At 56.5% G+C, this 21,670-nt stretch carries 15 protein-coding genes and 2 tRNA genes; 4 read left to right on the forward strand and 13 right to left on the reverse strand.

Annotated elements, in window-relative coordinates; all coding sequences use genetic code 11:
* Positions 1-79 precede the first annotated feature (79 nt).
* A complete protein-coding gene (locus tag AB3X55_02515) occupies positions 80-994 on the forward strand; it encodes a LysR substrate-binding domain-containing protein (GenBank protein ID MEX0502452.1) in 915 nt (304 codons plus the stop codon).
* 409 nt (positions 995-1,403) lie between these two features.
* Here AB3X55_02515 and AB3X55_02520 read toward each other — a convergent pair whose 3' ends face one another.
* From AB3X55_02520 to AB3X55_02575, 12 genes are all read right to left on the reverse strand, one after another.
* Complete coding sequence (locus AB3X55_02520) at positions 1,404-2,915, reverse strand: sulfatase (GenBank protein MEX0502453.1); 1,512 nt, start codon at positions 2,913-2,915, stop codon at positions 1,404-1,406.
* Positions 2,916-2,922: 7 nt separating this feature from the next.
* Positions 2,923-3,735, reverse strand: coding sequence for a phosphosulfolactate synthase (locus AB3X55_02525; GenBank protein MEX0502454.1), 813 nt, complete (start codon positions 3,733-3,735; stop codon positions 2,923-2,925).
* Between the two features lie 41 nt (positions 3,736-3,776).
* Complete coding sequence (locus AB3X55_02530) at positions 3,777-5,759, reverse strand: tripartite tricarboxylate transporter permease (protein ID MEX0502455.1); 1,983 nt, start codon at positions 5,757-5,759, stop codon at positions 3,777-3,779.
* A gap of 55 nt (positions 5,760-5,814) precedes the next feature.
* Positions 5,815-6,906: a Bug family tripartite tricarboxylate transporter substrate binding protein gene (locus AB3X55_02535; GenBank protein ID MEX0502456.1), complete on the reverse strand. Its 1,092-nt coding sequence runs from the start codon at positions 6,904-6,906 to the stop codon at positions 5,815-5,817.
* On the reverse strand, positions 6,903-7,748 hold the full coding sequence (locus AB3X55_02540) for a GntR family transcriptional regulator (GenBank protein ID MEX0502457.1): 846 nt from the start codon (positions 7,746-7,748) through the stop codon (positions 6,903-6,905). The genes AB3X55_02535 and AB3X55_02540 overlap by 4 nt, the downstream gene beginning before the upstream one ends.
* 834 nt (positions 7,749-8,582) lie before the next feature.
* Entirely contained in the window at positions 8,583-9,728 is a 1,146-nt protein-coding gene (locus AB3X55_02545) for a DUF6538 domain-containing protein (protein ID MEX0502458.1), read from the reverse strand.
* 85 nt (positions 9,729-9,813) lie between these two features.
* Positions 9,814-9,888 (reverse strand) — tRNA-Asn (locus AB3X55_02550).
* A 75-nt stretch (positions 9,889-9,963) separates the two neighbouring features.
* Positions 9,964-11,010, reverse strand: coding sequence for a tRNA 2-selenouridine(34) synthase MnmH (gene mnmH, locus AB3X55_02555; GenBank protein ID MEX0502459.1), 1,047 nt, complete (start codon positions 11,008-11,010; stop codon positions 9,964-9,966).
* A gap of 14 nt (positions 11,011-11,024) precedes the next feature.
* The gene (selD, locus tag AB3X55_02560) at positions 11,025-13,247 is read right to left on the reverse strand and encodes a selenide, water dikinase SelD (GenBank protein MEX0502460.1); all 2,223 of its coding nucleotides are present in this window, start codon (positions 13,245-13,247) and stop codon (positions 11,025-11,027) included.
* A complete protein-coding gene (locus AB3X55_02565; protein ID MEX0502461.1) occupies positions 13,247-13,777 on the reverse strand; it encodes a flavin reductase family protein in 531 nt (176 codons plus the stop codon). The genes selD and AB3X55_02565 overlap by 1 nt, the downstream gene beginning before the upstream one ends.
* A gap of 154 nt (positions 13,778-13,931) precedes the next feature.
* Complete coding sequence (locus AB3X55_02570) at positions 13,932-15,185, reverse strand: MFS transporter (protein ID MEX0502462.1); 1,254 nt, start codon at positions 15,183-15,185, stop codon at positions 13,932-13,934.
* A 96-nt stretch (positions 15,186-15,281) separates the two neighbouring features.
* A tRNA-Cys gene (locus AB3X55_02575) sits at positions 15,282-15,355 on the reverse strand.
* Positions 15,356-15,510: 155 nt separating this feature from the next.
* Between AB3X55_02575 and AB3X55_02580 the strand changes: the two genes are divergently transcribed.
* Positions 15,511-17,553: a PilW family protein gene (locus AB3X55_02580; GenBank protein MEX0502463.1), complete on the forward strand. Its 2,043-nt coding sequence runs from the start codon at positions 15,511-15,513 to the stop codon at positions 17,551-17,553.
* Positions 17,554-17,580: 27 nt separating this feature from the next.
* On the opposite strand, the gene AB3X55_02585 is transcribed toward AB3X55_02580, so the two are convergent.
* Complete coding sequence (locus tag AB3X55_02585; GenBank protein ID MEX0502464.1) at positions 17,581-18,144, reverse strand: hypothetical protein; 564 nt, start codon at positions 18,142-18,144, stop codon at positions 17,581-17,583.
* A gap of 255 nt (positions 18,145-18,399) precedes the next feature.
* Between AB3X55_02585 and AB3X55_02590 the strand changes: the two genes are divergently transcribed.
* Together AB3X55_02590 and AB3X55_02595 are read left to right on the forward strand one after the other, a co-directional pair.
* Entirely contained in the window at positions 18,400-20,841 is a 2,442-nt protein-coding gene (locus AB3X55_02590; GenBank protein ID MEX0502465.1) for a LamG-like jellyroll fold domain-containing protein, read from the forward strand.
* Positions 20,842-20,971: 130 nt separating this feature from the next.
* Positions 20,972-21,637 (forward strand): protein-L-isoaspartate O-methyltransferase, encoded by a 666-nt coding sequence (locus AB3X55_02595; protein ID MEX0502466.1) that lies wholly within the window; start codon positions 20,972-20,974, stop codon positions 21,635-21,637.
* The last annotated feature ends 33 nt before the right edge of the window (positions 21,638-21,670 follow it).

The raw sequence follows: 21,670 nt of genomic DNA on the forward strand, positions 1-21,670 counted from the left end.
AACCAAACGAAACCTAATAGATATGTAAAACGAATTTTGGTAACGTCATAGTTAACCAAAAGGTATTGGATAGAGATGTATGGACCGCCAACCCAATGTCAGGCTGCGCCATATGCGTGTTTTCGCTGCGATCCTCCAGGTCGGCAGCCTTGCCGGTGCCGCATCTGCTTTGCACGTTACCGCCGCGGCTGTCTCAAAGTCGCTGCGTGAACTTGAAACGGAAATCGGTGTCCGATTGCTGGAGCGCAGCAAGAAGGGCGTGAAACCTACGCTCGCGGGCGAGCGTTTCCACGAACACATCACCGAAAGCCTTCTGTCCTTAAATCAGGCCGTTGCATCGGCGACGGAAACCGATGTCGAGAGAGAGCGCTTGAGCATCGGCGCATTGCCAACGGCTGCTGGCTCTGTGGTGCCCGAGGCGCTGGCCCAAATGTACGACTCGACCCGCAGAGCCAATATAAGGGTTATGACCGGCCACTACGAGGACCTGGCGGCGAAACTGAGGTCGCGCGAGGTGGATCTCATCGTTGGCAGGATCATAACGCGGGACACTGCCGGACTTTCCTTCGAACAACTTTATGAGGAAAGCGTAGTTGCAGTTGTCTCCGCCTCGCATCCGCTTGCCTCGTCAGGATTGAGTGCGCCCAGCGAAATCTCTGGCTATCCAATAATCGTCACGCCGACCGGCTCGACTGTACGGCAATCGGTCGACGATTTCTTTTTCGCTACCGGGATCCGGCCGCGTTCACTGCTGATCGAAACGCTGGGGGACGGGTTTGCACGTCGCCATACCATGCTGACCGAGGCGATCTGGTTCACCCCTGCCGGTCTTGCAGAGCAGGATATTGAAAATGGCACACTCGCACGCTTGCCGTTAGAGCATGCAACCCTCCATACGGTGATCGGCCTGACAACCCGCACCAACGAAGCCCTTTCTGGGGCTTCAAGGCAATTCGCTGACATAGTCCGCGGACTGGCTGTGACAACGCGTTAAATGATGGCGTGTCGTATCTCGCAAAAGCCCAGACTTAGCACTCCAACCCACGGTACAGTCTGGATAACAGCTCTGGGCCGTGATCCGTGGACAGAGTTCCGAGGTTCAAGCCTCGAGTTCCAAAAGCGTCACCGTTGACCTGATCACGCTCCGAGAGCCGCGAGACATGGCTCTATGATCGCGGTGCTCGGAACGCGGTGCTTGGACCTCGGATCTTGAACGGGGGTTACTTGGGATGATTGCTGGATCTGAATCGAATTGGCTCGAGGGGGGGCGTAGGTTCGGGGTGGTCTCGTCGGCGTACTTTCCTTCTTTAACTTTGTTTTTGCCCGTTCAAGTCGCGGTCATTTTCGGCGCACGCACTTATCCAAATTTGTCGCCGCACTTCCGGTCAGTTTTGATTGGATGATCAAGGTGGTTCGCTATGCTCCGGCGTATCGCCTATCTCTGACTGTAGATTGTCAAGCCTTTCGTAGAGATCAAGAATAGGGTCTCGATATAATGGGTCGTTGATCAGATTGAATAGCTCAAGCGGATCGGCCTCCAGATCAAAAAACTCCCACTCACGGTCCTGACCGCCTTCGCGGGTTCCGGGCAGATTAAAGCCTTCGTTGTACCAGTAGATCAACTTATAGCGCTGATCCCGGACGCCGTAGTGCGCATAGACATTGTGGGTCGCATCGCGGTGCATCCAGTAACGATGATAGGCAATCTGGGGCCAATCCGGGACCGGCTGACCTTCGAGAATCCTTCGGAAGCTACGACCTTGCATGTAGTCGGGCACCGGCAAGCCCGCGAAATCAAGCAGCATCGGTGCAAAATCAACGTTGCAGACGATGTCATCGCAGACAGCACCGGCGGCCACCTTGGAGGGATAGCGGATAAGAAACGGCATCTGGAACGATTGTTCGTAGATGAACCGCTTGTCGAACCAGCCGTGTTCGCCAAGGAAAAAGCCCTGATCCGAGGTGTAGATAACGATCGTGTCCTCGGCGAGTCCCGACGTATCGAGCCAATCGAGCATGCGCCCGACATTTTCGTCAAGTGACGCGACCGTGCGCAGATACCGCTTGATGTAGCGCTGATATTTGAACCGACCCAGCGCCTCGCGATCCGCGAAACGAAACACCTCGCCGGTGACCGCGTCAGTCAGTTCAAGTCCGGTTGGATCCGTTGGATTGGGTACCTTTCGTTCGCGCCCGTCGCGCCCGGTCGGTTCGCCAAGGTCAAGCGGCACTAGACCAAGATCCTGATATGTGAGGTCGTCGCGAATCCGCATCTTTGCCTTTGCCGCGGCGCGGGCGCGATTCTTGTAGTCGTCATCGAAGGTGTCGGGAACTTCAACATCGTCTTGATACAATTGGTTATACTTCGGGTGGGGCTCCCATGAGCGATGGGGCGCCTTGTGGTGGCACATAAGGAAGAACGGTTTATCAGGATCACGGTTCCCAAGCCACTCAAGTGAAATGTCGGTGATGATGTCGGAAACGTAGCCCGATCTGGTCGTCTGCTGACCCATATCGATCAGCTGGGGTTCGAAATAGCGGCCCTGACCCGGCAGCACGTTCCAATAGTCAAAGCCCGCGGGTTCGTGAGCTGGGCCTTCACCCAGATGCCACTTTCCGACAATCGCGGTGGCGTAGCCGCCAGCTTGCAGCTCTTTAGCCAGGTTCGGCAACCGGTTGTCGAGATAAGTGCGCAACGTCTGGACACGATTGAGATGGTTGTGCGTGCCTGTCAGGATTGCCGCGCGGCTGGGCGTGCAGATCGAATTGGTGACATAGCAGTGGTTCAGTCGCATACCCTGGGCCGCGATCCGATCGATCGCGGGTGTTTCGTTCAATCCCGACCCATACGCCGAGATCGCGCGGCACGCATGATCGTCGGCCATTATGAAAAGGATGTTCGGCCTTTTCACCATTCGCGGATCAGCCGTCCGATGCCAGCGACGCGACCTTGCCCCAAAGGGACTGTGAGGGCGGAAAACCACGCCGCGCGGCTTCGAGCTTTTCAATCCGGGAATAATCCACCATCAGGTTGGCTTTCGGTCCGTAGATGTCAATCAGCTTGCACATTACGTCCTGATCGTCCGCCTCAAATATCACCTGCGCGGAGTCGAGGTTGGTGACAATTTCGTCGAGTGCGTCCCAGTGCGGTGGTTCGTGGCCGCGGTTCTCGGTGAGACCTTCGGATTCGACCAATACAAAAGCAGCGTCGGCGGCCAATGCGGTAGCCGCAAGACTGGCCCGGCGCTTCAGAAACAGCTCATGATCAGCGGAACGCGTATGAGCGAAGTCGACGCCGATCTCGTAGATGACTTCCAATTTCCTCGCCCTGGCCAGTCCTATGACCATTGCCAGATCTTCGTCGTCAAGCGTTCGCGCTATGCCTGAAATCTCGACAAGGCCAACATTCCATTCAGCGAGCACCCCAAACACGGCCTCGAGGCTGGCACGCCCGCCAGTCAGAGCGGCGTCAATCGGCGGATTGCCCACGGCGACCCGTACGCCCGCTTGTGCACAGGCGTCGATTGCGCGCCTCAACGCCGCCTCGGTCGCAAGCGATGCCTGATGCCCCGAAAGTTTCAGGATATCGATATGGGACGCGTAGGCATCCAGCGTGTCCTGCAAAGTCGCGCCCAGTACCGCGGGGGCACGAACATAGTTCAGACCTTTTGTCCGCGGCTTCGGCCGCCGATCCGCGAAGGGCAGGTTCCTTGCAATTGCATTGTCGTTGTCCATGTCTATCCCTTGTGTCGTTTCCAGTGTTCTTGCGGCACGGCCTAATGTCCAGCCAGCCACCAGGGCATATCCACCAGGCCAGATATCCAGCCGCTTGGGTACTGCAATGTTAGCATATTGGCGAGCGCCCAGGTGATGGCAAAGAGGCCAAGACCAAGCAGGATCGACAGCGGCAAATGCCGCGGGTTCCGAAAACTGATAAAGCCGATAATGAAGATAGGCATTGCGATCGGAAAGCCGAAAATGAAGATCATCAGAAGAAACAGCGGCAGGTAGGCGAATTCCTTCAGAATCTCGCCCAGGTTCCCCTCATGGGCAAATACGTCGCGAAGTAGAATCGATGCCGGCAACGGCTGGCCAGAAAGCGTCGCGCGGCGTGTCAGATATTGGGCGTAGGCAACGAAAAGCAGCATAGCCGCAAGAAGCAGCGACAACATCAGCGGGTATAATGACGCGCGCGGGTCAAGCCCCCATACACCGGCAACCATTGCCGTGGGAAGAACCAGAAATCCAAGCGTGAGGAAGATCTGGTTTCGCTGTTCGCGCGTGTCCGTGGTCTGTTCTTCGCCGCCGATTTTCTGGCGGACAAGGAACCAAAGCGTAATCGCAGTCGCTGCGATTAGGATCAGCGAACCTGTTCGCCATAGGAAGCTGAAGCCGTAGACTGCGGACGTCTGGTAGCTCAGAAGTTCGATCTTTGAGGACAGGAAGAAGCCAATTAGAAGCGCCGGTCGCGACCATCCATAGGTCTTCATCATGACGCCGAGCAGGCCAAAGAAAAGAAGGCCGGCGAAATTGTTCCACTCGCGATTAACCTGGTAGCTGGCGAAAAAGACCAATGCTATCAGGATCGGGGCAAGGATGTAGTATGGAACGGTCGTTATCCTAGCCATCGGGCGCGCGAGAAATATGCAGATCCCCGCCGCGAATATGTTGGCCAGCGCCAGCGACCAGATGATGGTGTAGGTCAGGTCCAGCCGGGTCGTGACCATCTCGATACCGGGTTCTATGCCCACCAGCAAGAACCCGCCCAGAAGCAACACCTTGTTGCCAGATCCCGGAATCCCGAACAAGATCGTCGGGATCAGCGCGCCGCCTTCCTTGGCATTGTTGGCGGACTCGGGTGCAATCACCCCGCGAATGTCGCCCTTGCCCAGTTTTTCGGTGTCGCGTCGTTCGGTCTGCCGCATGTGGCTGTAGGCAATCCAGTCAACCACCGTGCCACCGAGCCCCGGCAGCGCGCCGACGAGCACCCCGATTGACGAACAGCGGAAAACCAGAAACCAGTTCTTGAGAACATCGCGGAACCCCTGCATCCATTGGTTTTTCAGCGCCATGTCGCCGGTAATTGAAGACTTAGAATGCAAGAGCGCCACGATTTCGGGAATCGCGAATAGCCCCATCCCAACGACCACTAGTGGCACGCCTTCAACAAGATAGAGCGTGTCAAAGGTCAGTCGCGGGTCGGCGGTTATTTGGGCCAACCCGACCGCACCGATCACCAGCCCAATGGCGCAACTCGCTATCCCCTTGATGATATTGGCACCGGTCAGCGCACCGACCATGACGAGTGCAAGGATGATCAATAAGAATTGCTCTCCAAACCCCACAGCTAAGATGATTGGCTTTGCGAAAACAATCGAAAAACTCAGAATGATTGCGCCCCAGACACCACCAGTCAGTGACGACAGAAAGGCGGCACTCAGTGCCCGCGATGCCATACCCTGTTTCGCCATCGGATAACCGTCGAGCACGGTGGCCTGAGACCCGGCTGTGCCGGGTATGCCGATAAGCACCGCCGGAAACGTGTCCGACGTGGTCGTTGGCGCCAGCACACCAATCATCAGCGCAAGCGCCTGCGTAGGTTCGAAGTTCGACACGAACGGTAGGAGGATCGCCAGGGCGGTGGTTCCGCCTAGACCCGGTAGAATACCTACGGTCATTCCCAGCACCGCACCTGCAAGCAGAAACAGGATATGGCTGGGCTCAAACAGGCGCAGCAATACATCTAGGAACAGTTCCATTAACCAATCACCCGTCGTTCGGCCCGCCGGCCATGACGGCCGGCGGTTTTCTTATCTACTCGATCCGGAACGTGAATCGGTTTGCCGCCAACACTGCGTTCAACTGCTCGATAGCGGTGTCCGACAGAACAGCGGCGCCTGAAACGACTTCTCCCGCGAGGTCACCGATAATAAGGTCAGACGGCCCAAGATTGGCCTCGGCTGTCTCAATAAACTCCGGGTCGGCGATGATCTTGTCAAACGCGTCGCGCCAGGCAGCCACTACGTCGGCAGGTGTATCAGTAGGAAGGAACAATGCCTTGCTGGCCCGGTTCCAGATCCCGTTGATTGCGAGGTATGTCTCAAGGTCTGCCCCTGCAAGCGGCGTGCCGTGGATGCGCTCGTACTGTTCAGGGAAAGTCGGAGTGTTTGGCGAGTAGGGGGTGCGCTGAACCGTCCCGTCCGCCTGGACCAGCCCAAGTGACATCAGGTCGCTGAACTCACCACTCTCAATGCCGGGAACCACACGTTTCAGATAGTTTGCCGAGCCATGCGAGCTGATCTGGATCTCACCGCGCAGAAAGGCCTGGAACCCGTTGCCGGAGGAAAGTCCAGGGATCGGCTTTGCGCCTTTGATCCCGAGCTTGTCGAAGACCCAGACGTGGAACAGGTCCGCCGAGCTTGGCGAGTTCAGCGCATAAAGCGCCAGCGGACGCTCGATCAACGGACCGAAGTCGTAAGGCTCGGGCGAAACGGCCGAACTGGTGAACCAATGAGTCTCCGAACCGATGAGCACGACCGGCTGATAGGCCGACAGATCGTATTCAACCAGCGAGTTGCGCGTTGCCTGATTGACGACGGTAGAGGTTGAGGTTGCCAGCAGATAGGTTCCATCGGCCAGTTGGTTGTTGTGGAACTGGTTGGCACCCTTAATCGAACCGCCACCCGGGATATTTAGCATCTGCACCAGTGGGTTGCCAGGAAGATGCCGCTCAAGGAATGGCAGCAAGTAGCCAAACACCCGCGTTGTTCCGCCGCCTTCGCCAAAGGGCACAACGACTGTGATGGTTTGTCCCGAAAAGTCGACCTGAGCGTTCGCAGAAGGCGCACCAAAGGCCGCCATGGCGATCACCGCCACGCCCAGCATGAAGTTTTTCAAGGCTTTCATTTGTTTTCCCTCCCAATGTTGGTAGTTGCTTGAAATCCGTCGATTTTGGGTGATTTCGGCCTCGCGCGATCAACAAGCGATGGCCAGTTTCTTCCTCGTAATTCAAGAAAATCATCAAAAAGCACCCGCGCGCGATTAAGCGAGGCGTCGGCTGCGTCACGCATTGCACCGGCGATTTGCGACCGGCTGCCGGACGAGATCGCGTTGTATAGTGCCAGCCGGTGCTTGGTGCCCTGCACGAACATTGATCGGTTGAAGGCTTCGAAATCGACAGGCCCCCCGATCTGGCGTCTCAGAAATAGTTTGAAGATGCGCATTTGCTGCCAGGCTTCACGCTCCAACGTGTACACCCGGTCGCTGTTGGCTGCCCGTACGAAGGCTTCGGTAAATTGAACACTGGTGATGTAGTCGCCGTTGCAATAGCTTGTGACCTTCGATTCCAGAAGTCGTGCGTAAAGTGCCTTGATACGGTCGTGGTCGGCTTCGGTAGCGCGCTCAAGGAACAAAGTTGCGATGAGGTCGCTGAGTGATTTTCGGACTTCGATGATATCGATGATCTGTTCCAGTGTGTAGGTGCGCACGAACACGCCACGCTGCGCGTCGATCTCCACCAGACCGGCACCGTATAGCCTGCGCGTCGCCTCGCGGATCGTTCCGCGGCTGACGCCAAGCTCCCGCGCCACGACCTGTTCCCGGATCTTGTCACCACCAACGAAAACGCCATTCAGAATGCGCCATCGCAAGAGCGCGAGGGCGCGGTCGCCCAAGGACCCGGCTACCAAGTCATCCGGAGAGTGGTAAATGCCGATGAAACTGTCTGACCAATCTTGCTGCAAGATCATTCACTAACTGCATTAAAATCAATTTTCTCAAAAAGTGTCGACATTTTTGCCGCAAATGTCAACACTTTTTGCGGTCCTTGGACCGTGACACGATTCTATGATCTCGGCTCCCTGAACGCGGCACTTGGACGGGTGTTACTGAAGCTTATGCGCCACGTTCCAAGCGCCGCGATCATAGAACCGTGTTTCGCGGCTCTCGGAGCGTGATCTGGTCAACGGTGATGCTTTTGGAACTCGAAGCTCGGAACTCGGACTGTGAGCCAAAGCCCACGATCCGCGGCTCAAGGTCCGTGGACCACGGACCTTTTTGCTTGGGCCTTGGAACTCGGACCATGGTCGAGGGTTCAGGCAAGGTTACAGGTAAGGTTTTGACAGTTGACCTGTAAGGGCGGCTTGCTAAGCTATTGATATAGCTGGAATCAGTTACTGGATGGCGCCACGGATAGGCATCGAACCCCGTCCCGGGGAGCCAACCTCCTTAAAGCAAGGTCCGTGGACCGTGGTTCAAGTGACTGTTTCCAAGGATCACGGTTCTTGGACTTTGGAATCTATCTCAGCCATTCGCTCATGTGCGGTGGTGACGCAGTGATGTTCTAGACGCGATGTGCCAAGTTGCACGCGTTCTGCAGAGTGTGTGGGTGCCTTTGGCAATGAACCATCAGAGTTCGTAGCCCCATTCCTGCAGAACACGATCTTCCCCTAGAATGATAGTGCGCTAATGCCGCGCCTGATTCGTTGGACAGACAGCGTTATTGAGCGCATCGTTATCAAAGTCCTCTCAGCAAACGTGTGTGCTTAACCGTGCTTTATGGCTGGGGGGACACCCGATGGTCACTATTTTATTATCAGCTTCATCCACCCATGCATGACAGTAAGGCTGTGTCCCTGGCCATATTGATGGCCGATGCCTTCGGTTGTCCAACCGCCGATGGCATCGATGATGTCGGCTGGGCATTCAATGGCACGGAGGCGGTCACGCAAGCTGTGTCGGAAGGAGTGGATAACACATCCATCAGGCACCCGTAGCTTCAGCCATTTGTTCAGCGCCGCACTGGCTGAGTTCGCATTGCACTTGGCGTCGCTGCAGTATTTTGGGAAGGCGAGGGTAGAGCCTGCATCCTTGATCTTCTGCGCTGCCCAGAGTGATGCTCCCACCAGTGGCACCTGTCTGCTGCTGGACGACGTCTTCAGACGTCGCCAGGGATGCTCGACAAGATCGACATAGGGTGTATCGCTATCGAGATGGATGTCACAAGCCGGCAAGCCGCAGGCTTCTGACAGGCGCATGCCTGTGTCGCTGATCAGAGCGATAAGCCAGCGTGGCTCATCATCCAGTGCCATGCACTCCTGCTGGATCTTGACCAGATCAGGAGTAGGGATCGGCAGCCGCTTCTTCTTTACCTCATCATCCGGGATGAAGGTGCCGCTGAACACATTAGTCATCGATAGACCATGTTCCCTGATGGCAAGGTTGATGACTGCCCTTACAGATGAGAAGACACGCTTTACGGATGATGAGGACATGCCGCGCTCGAACAGATAGTCCCTGAAACGTCCTGCGTCTGACACCTCGAGTGATGTCAGACTGTCATGCCCGAGGCATTCGATCAGATAGCGGATGCTTCGCTCTGATGATTCAAAGAACAGGCTGGTCTTACCTGTACCCTTTAGCCGGTGATAGAGCGCCAGCGCGTCAGTCAAACTGAAACTGTCAGCCGCCACCGTTCTGGTCTCTGGCAGGACCGTCAGGCCAAGCTCCTTCGAATAGATCATTTCCATCCGCAAACTATCCCAGTATCGCTCCAGCCTGTCAGACAGGGCGGCAGCAGATCTGGCAGCCTTGGATTCTGATTTTGTACGAAGGGAGACCTCGATTTTCCGCTTGGGAAAGCGATACCGAAGATCAGAAGGAACCGCACGAGAGAAGTAGTACGTGCCGTTACGATTGTAAAAGTATACCGGAGACCTTACCCACACCATGGAAACACAAGCTCCTGTTCCAGAACGTTAATCGTTTGGAAACAGTCACTTGAACCACGGTCCACGGACCTTGCTTTAAGGAGGTTGGCTCCCCGGGACGGATTCGAACCGCCGGCCAAGCGATTAACAGTCGCTTGCTCTACCGCTGAGCTACCGGGGAAACGCCTGCGGAGCGTTATACATTACTAATTCGACGATGCAACAGGGTTTTTTCATGTTCTGGACCTGATGCGGTTCAGACATGCGCGGCAAGGTCGCGTGCCAGCCCCGCAATCACCTTGTCATCCAGACTGTCGACCGCCAGTTCACCAAGATCGGCATGCTGGCGCGCCGCCGCCGAGCGGTCATAGGCCGGGTCATAATGATCCTCAAGAACACGTCTGACAAAGCCGGCCCAATCCCCGGCATCCACACAGCTTCGCCAGTCGTCAACGCGCTCATGGCCGATGCGCGTCACCACCCAGCTCAGCAAGGGTTTCAGCCGGTCCGGTTCGGCAATGATATGGTCATAATCGGCAAGCAGGAATTTGACGCGCGCCGCCAATGGCGCAACAACCTGCAGCGCCGGCGCATCGCGCATCCGGTGCCACAGGGCGCGTGGCACATGCAGATCACCGATCTTGTTGCTTTCCGCCTCGATAAAGACGGGGCGTGCAGGGTCGAGCCGGTGCATCGCCGCAAAAAGGTGCGATTCAAAATGGCGTTGCGAGGGTTGGGGCTGGCCCGGTTCCGGACCAAGAAGTGAACCACGATGACTTGCCAAACCTTCAAGATCGATGATTTGTGCGCCGGCTTCAGCCGCAGCCCGCAAAATGCGTGTCTTCGCCGTTCCTGTTCGGCCCCGCAGCATGATGACCCGCAATGTCGAGGGGAGGGAGTCAAGCCCGTCCAGTATCGCCTTGCGATAGGTTTTGTAGCCGCCTTCAAGCAGGATAACCTTCCACCCGATTTCGCTGAGAATCCGCGCCATGGCCCCGCTTCGCTGACCACCACGCCAGCAATAGACAAGAGGACGGAAATCGCGCGGTGCATCGCCAAGACGGGTGTCGATATGGGCTGCGATATTGCGCGCAACCAGTGCAGCGCCACGACGTTTTGCCTCGAACGCGCCGATCTGCTTGTACATGGTGCCGATCTCGTCGCGTTCACGATCATTCAGCACCGGCATGCTGACCGCTCCGGGAATGTGATCTTCGGCAAATTCGCCTTCCGAGCGCACATCGATGATCATGTCACAGGATGTGTCCAGCCAGGTCGTTGCGCGGGTGATCGGGGGTGACATGGGTGGTACTCCTGTCAGGCCCTGACCCGCAGGCCAGGTGTAGTGTCTTCAAACTGTCCGATAATCGCGGCCGCTATGCCGTCACTATTCAGTTGTTCGACAATCGGCGCGGCGTCCACCGCCGGAAGTGCGGCCAGAAGGCCGCCACTTGTCTGCGGGTCGAACAGAATATTCATGATGCCTGACGTCGGTGAATTGGCGGCGAGCCTGACAGCGGCCTTGTTCTGGCCATGCAGGGTTGAACGGTGGCCAGCGTCCAGCAAGGTGATGGCCCCATCCAGACAGGGCAGGCTGGACAACTCGATCAGCACGCCTTTGCGATTGCACCGCTCGGCCAGGTTCAATGCATGGCGCGCCAGCCCAAATCCGGTGACATCGGTCATCACCGGATTGTAGTCGGCCAATAGCTGTGCGGCCCTGCCATTGCCCTGTGCCATGCTGGCGGTCGCGGCGGCAACCCAGTCACCACGTGCCGCGAGTTGCATCTGCGCCGCCATGATGACACCCGTGCCAAGGGGTTTTGTGAGGATCAGGGCGGTGTCTGTGTCGGCAGCTGGCGGCGTTGGCGGCCCTTGTCGCCACCCGGTGATGGAAAAACCAAGGCCAAGGTCACGGCTTTCACCCGTGTGACCGCCGACAAGCTGCACCCCGGCCTCGCTCAACGCCAGCAGCGCGCCTGTCATGAGCTGGGTCAATTGGTGTTGTTGCAGATCAAGACGCGCCATGCCCATGGTCACATTGGCCATGGCCCAGACCGGTACAGCATTGGCAGCGTATATGTCGCTCATAGCGTGGATGGCGGCGATCCGGCCAAGCAGAAACGGGTCGCTGACGATTTCTGAAAGGCTGTCGATAGACTGGACAAGTTCGCCGGCCTCAGGGATTGGGAGGACTGCAGAATCTTCCGCCACCCCGTCTGGCGGCATCAAACGGGGGTCCGCGCCAAGCGCCACCGCCCTGTCTGTGGCATCGCGCATCGCAGCGGCAAGCGTTTCATGTCCGGTCTTGGAGCCGCAGCCGAGGCAACGCATGGCTTCGAATGCCGGGTCTGTCGGTGTCGCTGCACGCTCTTTCAGTCCAGGAAACATCTTTGGCGCCGGCGGGGGCGACATTTTCAGCTTTGTGTATTTCGCCATCCAGCGGCGGTCGATCCATTTCTTGGCCCACCACCAGAGGCGCGACTTGCTGGCATGTGTGCCACGGATGCCGATGGCATGCCCGTCCGCAGTGCCAAGGATCGCCAGCGCACGTTTTTGAGGCGACCAGCCACGAAGCGCCTTGCCATTGAGATAACGGCGAAGGTTGTCGGCCAGTACGGGGCCGGCCCGCACAGCATAGACCCCCGCCTTTGGCCGGGGATCATCAGTCAATGTCGCAATATCGCCGGCAGCAAAGACATGCTTGTGAGATACCGACTGCAGCGTTCTGTTGACGGCAACGAACCCACGATCATCGAGGGCAAGACCGGTGGTGGCGAGCCAGTCCGGCGGCGCCACTGCGGTGACAAGAAAGCTGACGTCAAAGCCATGCTGGCTGCCATCTTCCAGATAAAGTGCGTTTGCCATGACCCCGGTAACGGTCTGGCCGCAGCGAACGGTGATTCCGGCGGCGGCAAGTGTTTCATAGATCAATCGTGCAGCACGCGCCGGCATTTCGGGAACCAGCCTTGCGCTGCGTGCATAAATGTCGATCTGGGGACGGGTTCCGGTCGCGGAAAGCCAGCGTTTTGACAGCGCCAGTGCCAGTTCGCAACCTGCTGCACCGCCGCCGATGATGGCTATTCTGCTAGGATGACCACCGGCGGTAAGCAATTCGAGCCTGTCGCGGAACCTGCCGATCGGCTTGACCGGAATGCAATGCTCGCCCGCGCCGTCAATCGCCGTCATGTCGGGCTGGCCACCTATATTCAGGGACAGCACGTCAAAGGGCAGGGGTGGTCGACCTTCAAGATGTACCAGCTGTTCGACGACATCCATGTTGGTGACGCGCGCGTTGATAAACCGCGCACCGGCCATCTGGGCAAGTCGTGCAAGATCGATGTGGATGTCCTGTGCCGGCCACACACCCTCGACAAATCCGGGAAGCATGCCTGAATAGGGGGTGTTGACATCCTGACAGATCAGGGTCGTGCGAAGACCGGCAACCGGTTTCATGGCAAGAGATTTCAAGACGGCAACCTGGGCATGGCCGCCGCCGGCCAGTACCAGTTCCGCAGTTGTTGTCTCGGCGGCGCGCATCAGGTCGAATAGGTGCCCAGACGCCCCTTGAAATATGCCGCAGCTTCGCCGTCACGGGTGGCGAGATCCATCACCTCGCCAACAAAAATTGCATGGTCACCGCCTGGATATTCTGCCCACAATCGGCATTCAAAGGACGCAATGGCATCGTCCAGTACCGGCTGGCCAGTGACACCCCAATGCCAGGCCGTGTCGGCGAACCGTTCGGCGTCGGGCGCGGCAAAGGTTCTGATCAGATCCTCGCAGCCGGCCGGCAACACATTGACGGTAAATCCGGCCGAGGCGCGGAAAAGCGATGCCCGGTCATTGCCAAGGTCGAGTGACCACAGGATCAGGGGCGGGTCCAGTGACACCGAATTGAATGAACTGACCGTCAGCCCATAGGGCATGTCGGATTCGCCGCGGGTTGTGACGATTGTGACGCCGGTCAGAAAATGCCCCATGGCAGACCGGAACCTGTCAGCGGTTACCGATGCTGCTGCCTGCGAAAGATCATTTGATTTGGCGTCGACCGACACTACCGATTCCATCTCTTGTTCCTGTTCAATCGTCATCCTTGCAGATGCCGCCTGTTGTTACGGCAAGCATAGCATTGCCACCCCATATAGGTGCGACATTTTTGGCGGCAAAGCCAAAACTGTAAAAAATTCCCGTACCGGCCGAGGTTCTGCCGCTGACCGGTTGCTATTCCGGGGTTCCGGTTTTGCCATGTCCATGCCGTCTGGGGCGAAGGATGCTGGCAATGAACATTGATGTTCGCGGTATATAGGCATAGCGGCGACGCTGTTCGACAGGACGAACAAAATTGCGATAGATCGTGAACAGCATCAGCATGATATGTGCCACGGCAATCATGCTGAACATCATCGACGCGCCAAACTGCTCGATAATCACGCCGGCCAGAAGCGGAGACACAATCGCACCTGAAGCATACATGAAGATCAACGAGGCGCTAAGGGTGATGATCTGGTCTTGACTAACAAAATCAGAGGCATGGGCGGCACAAATCGAATAAATTGGAAAGGTCGTGAAGCCGAACAGGAACGACATGACATAGACAAGCGGCACCCCGCCAATGGTGATGTCAGCGACTGGAAGCATCATCAAAAGACACAGTGCGCTTGCCAAAATGCTGAACACCAGCAGAACCGTGCGTCGTGAAATCTTGTCTGCAAGAATGCCGGCTGGAAGTTGCGAGGCCATGCCGCCAACCGTGGATACAACCAGAAACAGGGCTATCTGTGACAGGTCCAACCCTACTGCGATGGCATAGATCGGGCCGACGGAGCCAAAGGTGGCCGTTGACAGACCGGCCACCACGACCCCGAGACCGGCAAGCGGTGAAATGCGGAGCGCAAAGAAGGGTTGATAGCTGAAACGCTCGGGAAGTTCGGGTTCCTTGCTCTGTGTCAGGGCCAGCGGCAGAATCGCAAGACACATGATGATGGCGATCAGATTATAGGACACATAGCTTGCCGGGGTCAGGGTGGCGATGATGGCGTTGGCCATGATCTGGCCCGACATGTCGACAAGCCGGTAAATGCTGAAAACCCGCCCCCGAATATCGTTAGTGATCTTGGCCTGTAGCCAGCTTTCGATCAGCGTATAGCATCCAGCCACAGAAAAGCCGGACAGCACCCGAATGGCCGCCCAGAACAGCGCGTCAGGTATCAATGGATGCGCAATGATCGATATGACAGCCGCCCCGGCCATGACCGCAAAGGCACGGGAATGACCGGCACGCCGCACCAGCAGCGGTCCGAACACACACCCAAGCAGAAAGCCCGCGAAATGCCCGGATGCAAGAAGACCGATCTCGACCGGTGTGAAGCCGAGGGCCTGACCGGAAATGGCATCGAAAGGACGCAACGCGCCAATGCCCATCTGCACGAACAGAGTGGAAATCAGAAGCGCGGATAAGGAGATCAGGAGCCGCATGCGGGCAACACCGTAACCTGATTGCCGGTTGGGCCGGGTCGCGACGTCATGCGCGCTTGCCGACCAGGAGGCACTTATCAGGCATTACAAGATAAATGGAGGCCCGAGCCGGAATTGAACCGACGTACACGGTTTTGCAAACCGCTGCATAACCACTCTGCCATCGGGCCGTCTGCAAGCGTGATAAACCAGGTGTTTGCCCTCGTCAATCCGCGAATCCGGCGTGCCGGTATCAACCGGATATCACGGCCAATCGGATATTTGACCGATTTGGTAAAGGCATTTACCGTTTATTTACATTTTATATCGTTATTTTTATGTCAATATGAAAAAAAAACTATTTGAATACAGTGGCATGTCTCTTGTCGAGTTGCTTGTTGCGGTTGCGCTTCTTGGCATGATCAGCGTGGCGGCGCTGCAATTCATTCAGGTCAATGAACAGTCGATGTTCGGCGAACAGACGCAGTTGACAAATCAACAGCAAAGCGAAGCCATCGCGGCCCACATATACAAGAAATTCTCGTCACGGACACTTGCCGAACCGGTAGGGCCACAGGTCTACAGCGATGCAGAGCTGCCACAGGACCTGCAGGATGGTGACGGCATGACGCTGGTTGCGCTGTTTGGCAACATCAGTCGTTTTGACGGCATTGATCCGCGCTGCACCCTTGCTGCAAACGCCAATGTAAGTGCCGGCACCTTCCAGATGAAGCATGACTGTATGACAAGGGGTGGTGACAGCATCGCCAAATTGATGAACGCGCTGATTGCGAAGGGGGTGGTTCTGACCCTGGGTATCGAAGATGGGGTTGGCCGCTGTTCGATCAGCAGACCGATCTTCATTAACCAGTCTACAGGTATCGCCACGATCAATGTTGATGATCCTGCCTGCCTTGCGGATGGGGTGAACCCGTCGCGTGGTGTAACGACCGGCAAACAGGTGTTATTGCCACGCTTTGTTGCCTATGACACGGCCAGTCCCGGCAGATTTCACACCTCGATGATCGAGCCGCCAGATCTTTCCACGCCCGGCATCGGGCTGGAAATGCCGGATGAATATGCCGTTGTCGGGCATGGCGGCCTGAATGTCGTCAGTTTTGTCGATGCGTTGGCGAATGATCCGATGACCGATGTTTTCCTTGAACTCAAAACCGATGTGGCGACATCGAAACTATCGCTGCCGAATGCGCCTGGCACTGTTCGTCTGGTGGGGGAGAATTCACGCAAACTGTCCCTCGAAGGGCCGGTCAAGGATGTGCGGCTGGCCCTGCAAAAGCTGGAATACCGCTCGCCAAGCGGGTACATGGGCGAGGACAAACTGTATGGGAAGATGCGCAGCGGCTCGTTGATCCAGTCCGATAACACCACCCTCAATGTTGCTGTCAATTGCGGGGGGCAGAGATGTGGGACCGGCACCCGGTTCGATCTTGGCGAGTTTGATGCGAGTACCGGAAAGTTCACGGTGCGCCAATATATCACCAGTGTCTCCATCTGTGGCAACGAACTGCCGTCAACCTATTACGGTTATTGCGGCACCAAATTCAAATTTGACCGTGAGGATGGTCTGGAACGGCGTTATCCCAACGGTGATTCCACCGGCGAATGCGCCTTGGCGAGCAAAGTGAGCTATGGTGATATCAACAACTTGAAGCAGGATGGCTATCCTTACGTTTACTTTTCCCCGAAATCGCGCTGGAGAGAGCACCCCGGCATCCAGTACCCAGATCATGTCACCGTATTCCTGTATGAACAGACCTCGACCTCTTTGCCAGCTGCGGATGTTGCAAGATTGAAACCCACGACAGAAAACAGGTTTTCCCTGTTTTTCCAGTTCGACAGCTATGACGATAGCTATGGTTCTGTTGCCTTTACGCTGAACAATATCGAAAAGGACCGCGTTCTTTCGGACCGGACCGATCCATTCACCTTTCTTGACGACACCACCGAATTCTTTCCCAAGGTTCATCCCGACACAGGTCAGCTGCTGAGTAAGGAACAGTTGGAAGCGGCGAAATTGTCTCCCAAGTTGCCGACAAAAATAGGCGGGGATGGCACGTTGTCATCAAGTGTGGACTGGAAGAAACCAAGCGATGGCATTGTTGTGCCGCTGAGGCTGTCACCGTCCGCCCTGAATGCGGCGACGAACCTTTATGAATTGAGACATTACAATCATGACCCGGATGGTGACGGGGTGGTCGACCCGAACTTGCAGATGCAAAGCTGGAGTGGCCTGGATGGCTGGAATATCCGCGCCACCGCGGATGATGGAAAATCTGTCATTTTCAAAAGGGTGAATTTCAACGATAGCAGTACAGGGCGTCAGGCTGATATCCAGCTGAAGATTTCCGGATCGCAACCATGCTCCTGATCAAAAGGCGTGCGTGACGGGCCGAGGTCAGAAACGTCCGAATTTGAGAGTGTAATAGGACCGTTTCATTGCGGCGATCTCGGCACCATAGACGCCAAGGCTGCCGTCATTTGCGGTGGCACAGGATACGATTGCAAAGCGCTGGTAATTGTCACCTGTCTTGGTCTTTTCGACGATGAACTGAGCAACCTGCCGGTTCTTGGAGACGGTAACCTGCGAATTATGCACGGTGGTGTTGTCACTCAATCGCGCACCGCCGAGAATATCGGGGTCAATGGTGCGCACCCGCCGGTCGCATATGACAGCAAGTTCGCGAAGCTTGGCCGATTGCGATCTGGAAAATGAATCCGGGACGCCACCGGCTCGCTGAACCGCAAAGATCCCGATTTCCAGATATTCCTTTGCCTCCTTGTTGAGCACCGTCAGCAGCTGTTGCTTTATGGCACGCTCCTGTGTCTTGCGCGTGACCTCCATCATCGGGGCGGCCATGATGCTCAGCAGAACGATGATCAGCACAACCGACAGCAGGGCAATTCCATCCTGAGAAATGATGGACGATTTCCCGGTGGGTAAGACGCCCAGATGTTGCATGTCTTGTGACATGTCTTGTGACATGGGGCGGTCCCTTTTCTTAACAGCTTGATTGTGCTGCCCTGGTGGCCGGGGCGTGCTATGGAACCATTTGTAATAATTCATGAAAATTGATTTTAAGTGGCTGTTCCAAAGGATAATATTTAATTAATTAATGCTGATATTATCCAGCTTTTCATAATGTTTTGTTAGATGTTTATTACCTTGTTACGCAAACGCGGTTGTCGGCACTCCAGCCCTCGGAAACACGTCACTTTGCAGGGACTTACCCTTGTCGAGCTGATGATCTACCTTGCCATTCTGTCGCTGATCAGCGTCGGGATCATGCAAATGATCCTTGAGGTACAAACATCCAATATCACTCTGGTCAGCCATGCCGACAATTACGCAAAGGGCGATCTGGCGCTGCGCCGGGTGCAGGTGAAGCTGGGGGCCTCGGACGATGTCGAAGTGGTCTCTGTGCCTGGTTCGCCGTTGGACAAGGCCTGTCTCCGGCTGAAATCCTATCAGCAGTATGAACGAACCGGGTATCGCTTTGACGGTCGCAACCAGTTTCTGCGGACATCTGATGGCCCGTCTGATTATTTTCCGATCCTTGGAGCCGGTCCGCGCACGATTTCGGTCTGGGTGCGGGTGGACCCCGACCACGCGGGTCGCGGCACTGTGGTGATGTGGGGAAATGGCCAGAAATCGCAGTTTGGCCTGGATATAGAACTCGTACGGCAGGGGACGCAGATGATTGCCGTGCCGGTGGTGAATTTCAACTGCGCCAGCATGCGCCCCCAGCAGGCAGTGGACCTTCGTGACGGCGCCTGGCACCATATTGCCGTGACATTTGCGGCATCAGCTGGTGGCAATGTGACCACCAGTACAACAAGAATGTATGTTGATGGAGCCGCCACCCCATTGAATTTCGTTGAATGTCTGGCCAAGCCCGGAAACGTGATTTCCACCACACAATCAGCTCTGCATATCGGGCGGGACCTTTCCGACAGGCAAAGTGGCTTCAAGGGTTTGATCTCTGACCTGCGGATCTGGCAAAGATCGCTTGCCGTCGCGGAAATCAGGAATATCAATGGTCGCGAACCCGCCGCAGACCAGAATGTCGTGGGGCTGGTGACCAGATTTCCGCTGACAGGCTATTCTGGAGGTGCCATCGCGACCGGAGGGAGCTGGTCCGTGGCCTCTACGGCGGCATTGTTCAATACCCAAGGGCAGTCACCGGTAGTGCGGACCTTTGCGGACACCACGACCTACAATTCATTCTGTTTCTTTGATGTCGACAATGACCTGCTTTACGAATTGTGGGAATCCGGTTCATCAAAGACCCTGCCTGACCTGCCATTCGGGACGCCCGCCCAGTTGAATGCGCAGGGCTGGCAGAACCGCTCTGACGATATTTTCGTCCCTGGACAGGCTGGCTTTTTCAAGGTCGTTGGCCGCGATCCGGAATCGGTCATCGCCAATTTTGCCATCGGGAAGGGAGTCCTCAACCAGCCGAACAGGCAGCAAAAGACCGAGTCCAAGGCATTGGCATCGACGCGGGTGAAAAAACGCCCTGAACTCTGCGCGATCTCAGCCACACCTTCATTGGCGAGTCCGAATTGCACATTGTCCACGGCCTTTATCGCGATTGATGACTATGTGCCCGGTCTGCACGGTGAATTGGACATGCAATTTGTGACATGGCAGTCGTCAGGTTTTGTGAGGAGTGCATCAAATCTGCCCAACATGCCGCCGGACGTGACCGCGACATGGTACCCGCGGATTGGCGTGATGAAATTCAGCAGCCCGCTGCCTCTGGAAACCCGGATCTGGAACAGGGTCATCAGCCAGACACTTTATCGGCCAAAGGGACAATCCCGGATATCCGGTTCGCCGCAATCATCAGATGCCACCATAACATTCAGATTTGGCATAGGAGGTTTGCCGTTCTTTGAGGGTGTCACCTATTCCCTGCACGAGTTTGTCACGGCATCGCCGCCAATGAATTTTGACAATGCGACTGTTGCGGCGCAGTCATCCACCGGTTCGCCCTGCGGCATGCGATCCTATCTTGCCGCCATCACGTCCGAAGCCGAGCAGGATCATCTTGAGGATGTGATGATGTCCGGGAGTTCCGGCGTTTGGCAGAGTGGCTGGATCGGCGGTGTGATCAGGCAGGGTCAGACCTTTGCGTGGGAGGTGCCGACGCAGACAACACCCATGCCGATATGGCAGGGCACAGGGGTGGCGGGGTATCCCTATGACATGATGACCGGTCAGCGCGCGCCGGCCAGTGCCGCGTCGTCCTTTGAATTTGATCAGAAACCGGGAATAACCGGTCATCGCAAACGCATGCTGATAAGGCGAGAGGGCGCGAATACGACACGCTATCGCTATACCAACTGGATGGGAGGCACGGACACCGAGAGTTGTGATTCACGCTCCGGGATCAGTGCCGCCAGACGCGGGCAACTCTGTGAACCGCTGGTGACGGCCAACGGCACGGCGATTGCCGTCCATGGTCACATGAACCGTGATGGTACCTGGGTCAGTATGCCCGGCAGCATAACAACCTGTGATTCATCGCAGAACCATTCGGTATGTGGCTATTACCGGGAATTCGACACGGTCGGCTTGCCAGCCGGCACGGTTCTTGGACAAAAACTGACAGTGAATATGGAACGGTTTCGGGAGTTCTGCCAGGGATCGTGACCCGGGCATTGCCAGACCGCGGGTCCGGTGCAGGCTTGATGGCGTGGTGGTGCCAAAGCGGCCATTGTTTTTGCGTGATTATGGCCATATAACCGGTTCATGATCCGTTTTCAGTATTGGATTGGGGGACATGGACGATTCTGAATTCGCGCAGGCGCGCAAAATGATGGTGGATTGCCAGATCAGGCCTACTAAGGTTACCGACAGCCGGGTTCTTGATGCGTTTGGGACAATTCCGCGTGAAGATTTTGTTGGTCGCCATCAGCGGGCTATCGCCTATATCGACGAGGATCTTCCCGTGGTGGGCGGCCGCTGCATGATGGAGCCTATGGTTCTGGCACGAATGATACAGGCGCTCGCAGTTGAAGACGGAAACAACATTCTTGTGGTCGGCTGTGGCACGGGCTACAGCGCGGCCATTCTGGCACAGCTTGCGGGTTCGGTCATTGCCGTGGAAACACGTGCGCAACTGGTTGAAAAAGCGCAGGAAACACTTGTCGCCACCGGCATTGACAATGCCGTTGCCATCAAGGGCAGGCTGACAGACGGGTTCGCCAAGGAAGGGCCATATGACGGCATTCTCGTGGAAGGCGCGGTGGAAACGATACCGGACCAGCTGCTTGAACAACTCGCTTCTGGCGGCACGCTTGTCGCGGTCTGGCGGCCGGCGGGTCACCCGGTTGGTGTTGCCAGCCAGTGGCGCAAGGCCGGAAGCGGTTTTTCGCGCAAACCGTTGTTTGACGCGCAGGTACCTTTGCTTGACGAATTCCGCGCAAAGCGCGAATTTGTCTTTTAACAGTTTGTCGGCGGGGCAGGGTGCCGGCATTCG

The organism is Alphaproteobacteria bacterium LSUCC0719 (genome assembly GCA_040839025.1).
In the GTDB taxonomy this organism is placed as follows: domain Bacteria; phylum Pseudomonadota; class Alphaproteobacteria; order Puniceispirillales; family Puniceispirillaceae; genus UBA8309.

Coding starts and splice junctions, on each gene's coding strand:
- AB3X55_02595 (MEX0502466.1), top strand. CDS start 20,972: ATGGACGATTCTGAATTCGCGCAGGCGCGCAAAATGATGGTGGATTGC.
- AB3X55_02535 (MEX0502456.1), bottom strand. CDS start 6,906: ATGAAAGCCTTGAAAAACTTCATGCTGGGCGTGGCGGTGATCGCCATG.
- AB3X55_02520 (MEX0502453.1), bottom strand. CDS start 2,915: ATGGTGAAAAGGCCGAACATCCTTTTCATAATGGCCGACGATCATGCG.
- AB3X55_02525 (MEX0502454.1), bottom strand. CDS start 3,735: ATGGACAACGACAATGCAATTGCAAGGAACCTGCCCTTCGCGGATCGG.
- selD (MEX0502460.1), bottom strand. CDS start 13,247: ATGCGCGCCGCCGAGACAACAACTGCGGAACTGGTACTGGCCGGCGGC.
- AB3X55_02530 (MEX0502455.1), bottom strand. CDS start 5,759: ATGGAACTGTTCCTAGATGTATTGCTGCGCCTGTTTGAGCCCAGCCAT.
- mnmH (MEX0502459.1), bottom strand. CDS start 11,010: ATGTCACCCCCGATCACCCGCGCAACGACCTGGCTGGACACATCCTGT.
- AB3X55_02570 (MEX0502462.1), bottom strand. CDS start 15,185: ATGCGGCTCCTGATCTCCTTATCCGCGCTTCTGATTTCCACTCTGTTC.
- AB3X55_02540 (MEX0502457.1), bottom strand. CDS start 7,748: ATGATCTTGCAGCAAGATTGGTCAGACAGTTTCATCGGCATTTACCAC.
- AB3X55_02515 (MEX0502452.1), top strand. CDS start 80: ATGGACCGCCAACCCAATGTCAGGCTGCGCCATATGCGTGTTTTCGCT.
- AB3X55_02580 (MEX0502463.1), top strand. CDS start 15,511: ATGAAAAAAAAACTATTTGAATACAGTGGCATGTCTCTTGTCGAGTTG.
- AB3X55_02585 (MEX0502464.1), bottom strand. CDS start 18,144: ATGCAACATCTGGGCGTCTTACCCACCGGGAAATCGTCCATCATTTCT.
- AB3X55_02545 (MEX0502458.1), bottom strand. CDS start 9,728: ATGGTGTGGGTAAGGTCTCCGGTATACTTTTACAATCGTAACGGCACG.
- AB3X55_02565 (MEX0502461.1), bottom strand. CDS start 13,777: ATGGAATCGGTAGTGTCGGTCGACGCCAAATCAAATGATCTTTCGCAG.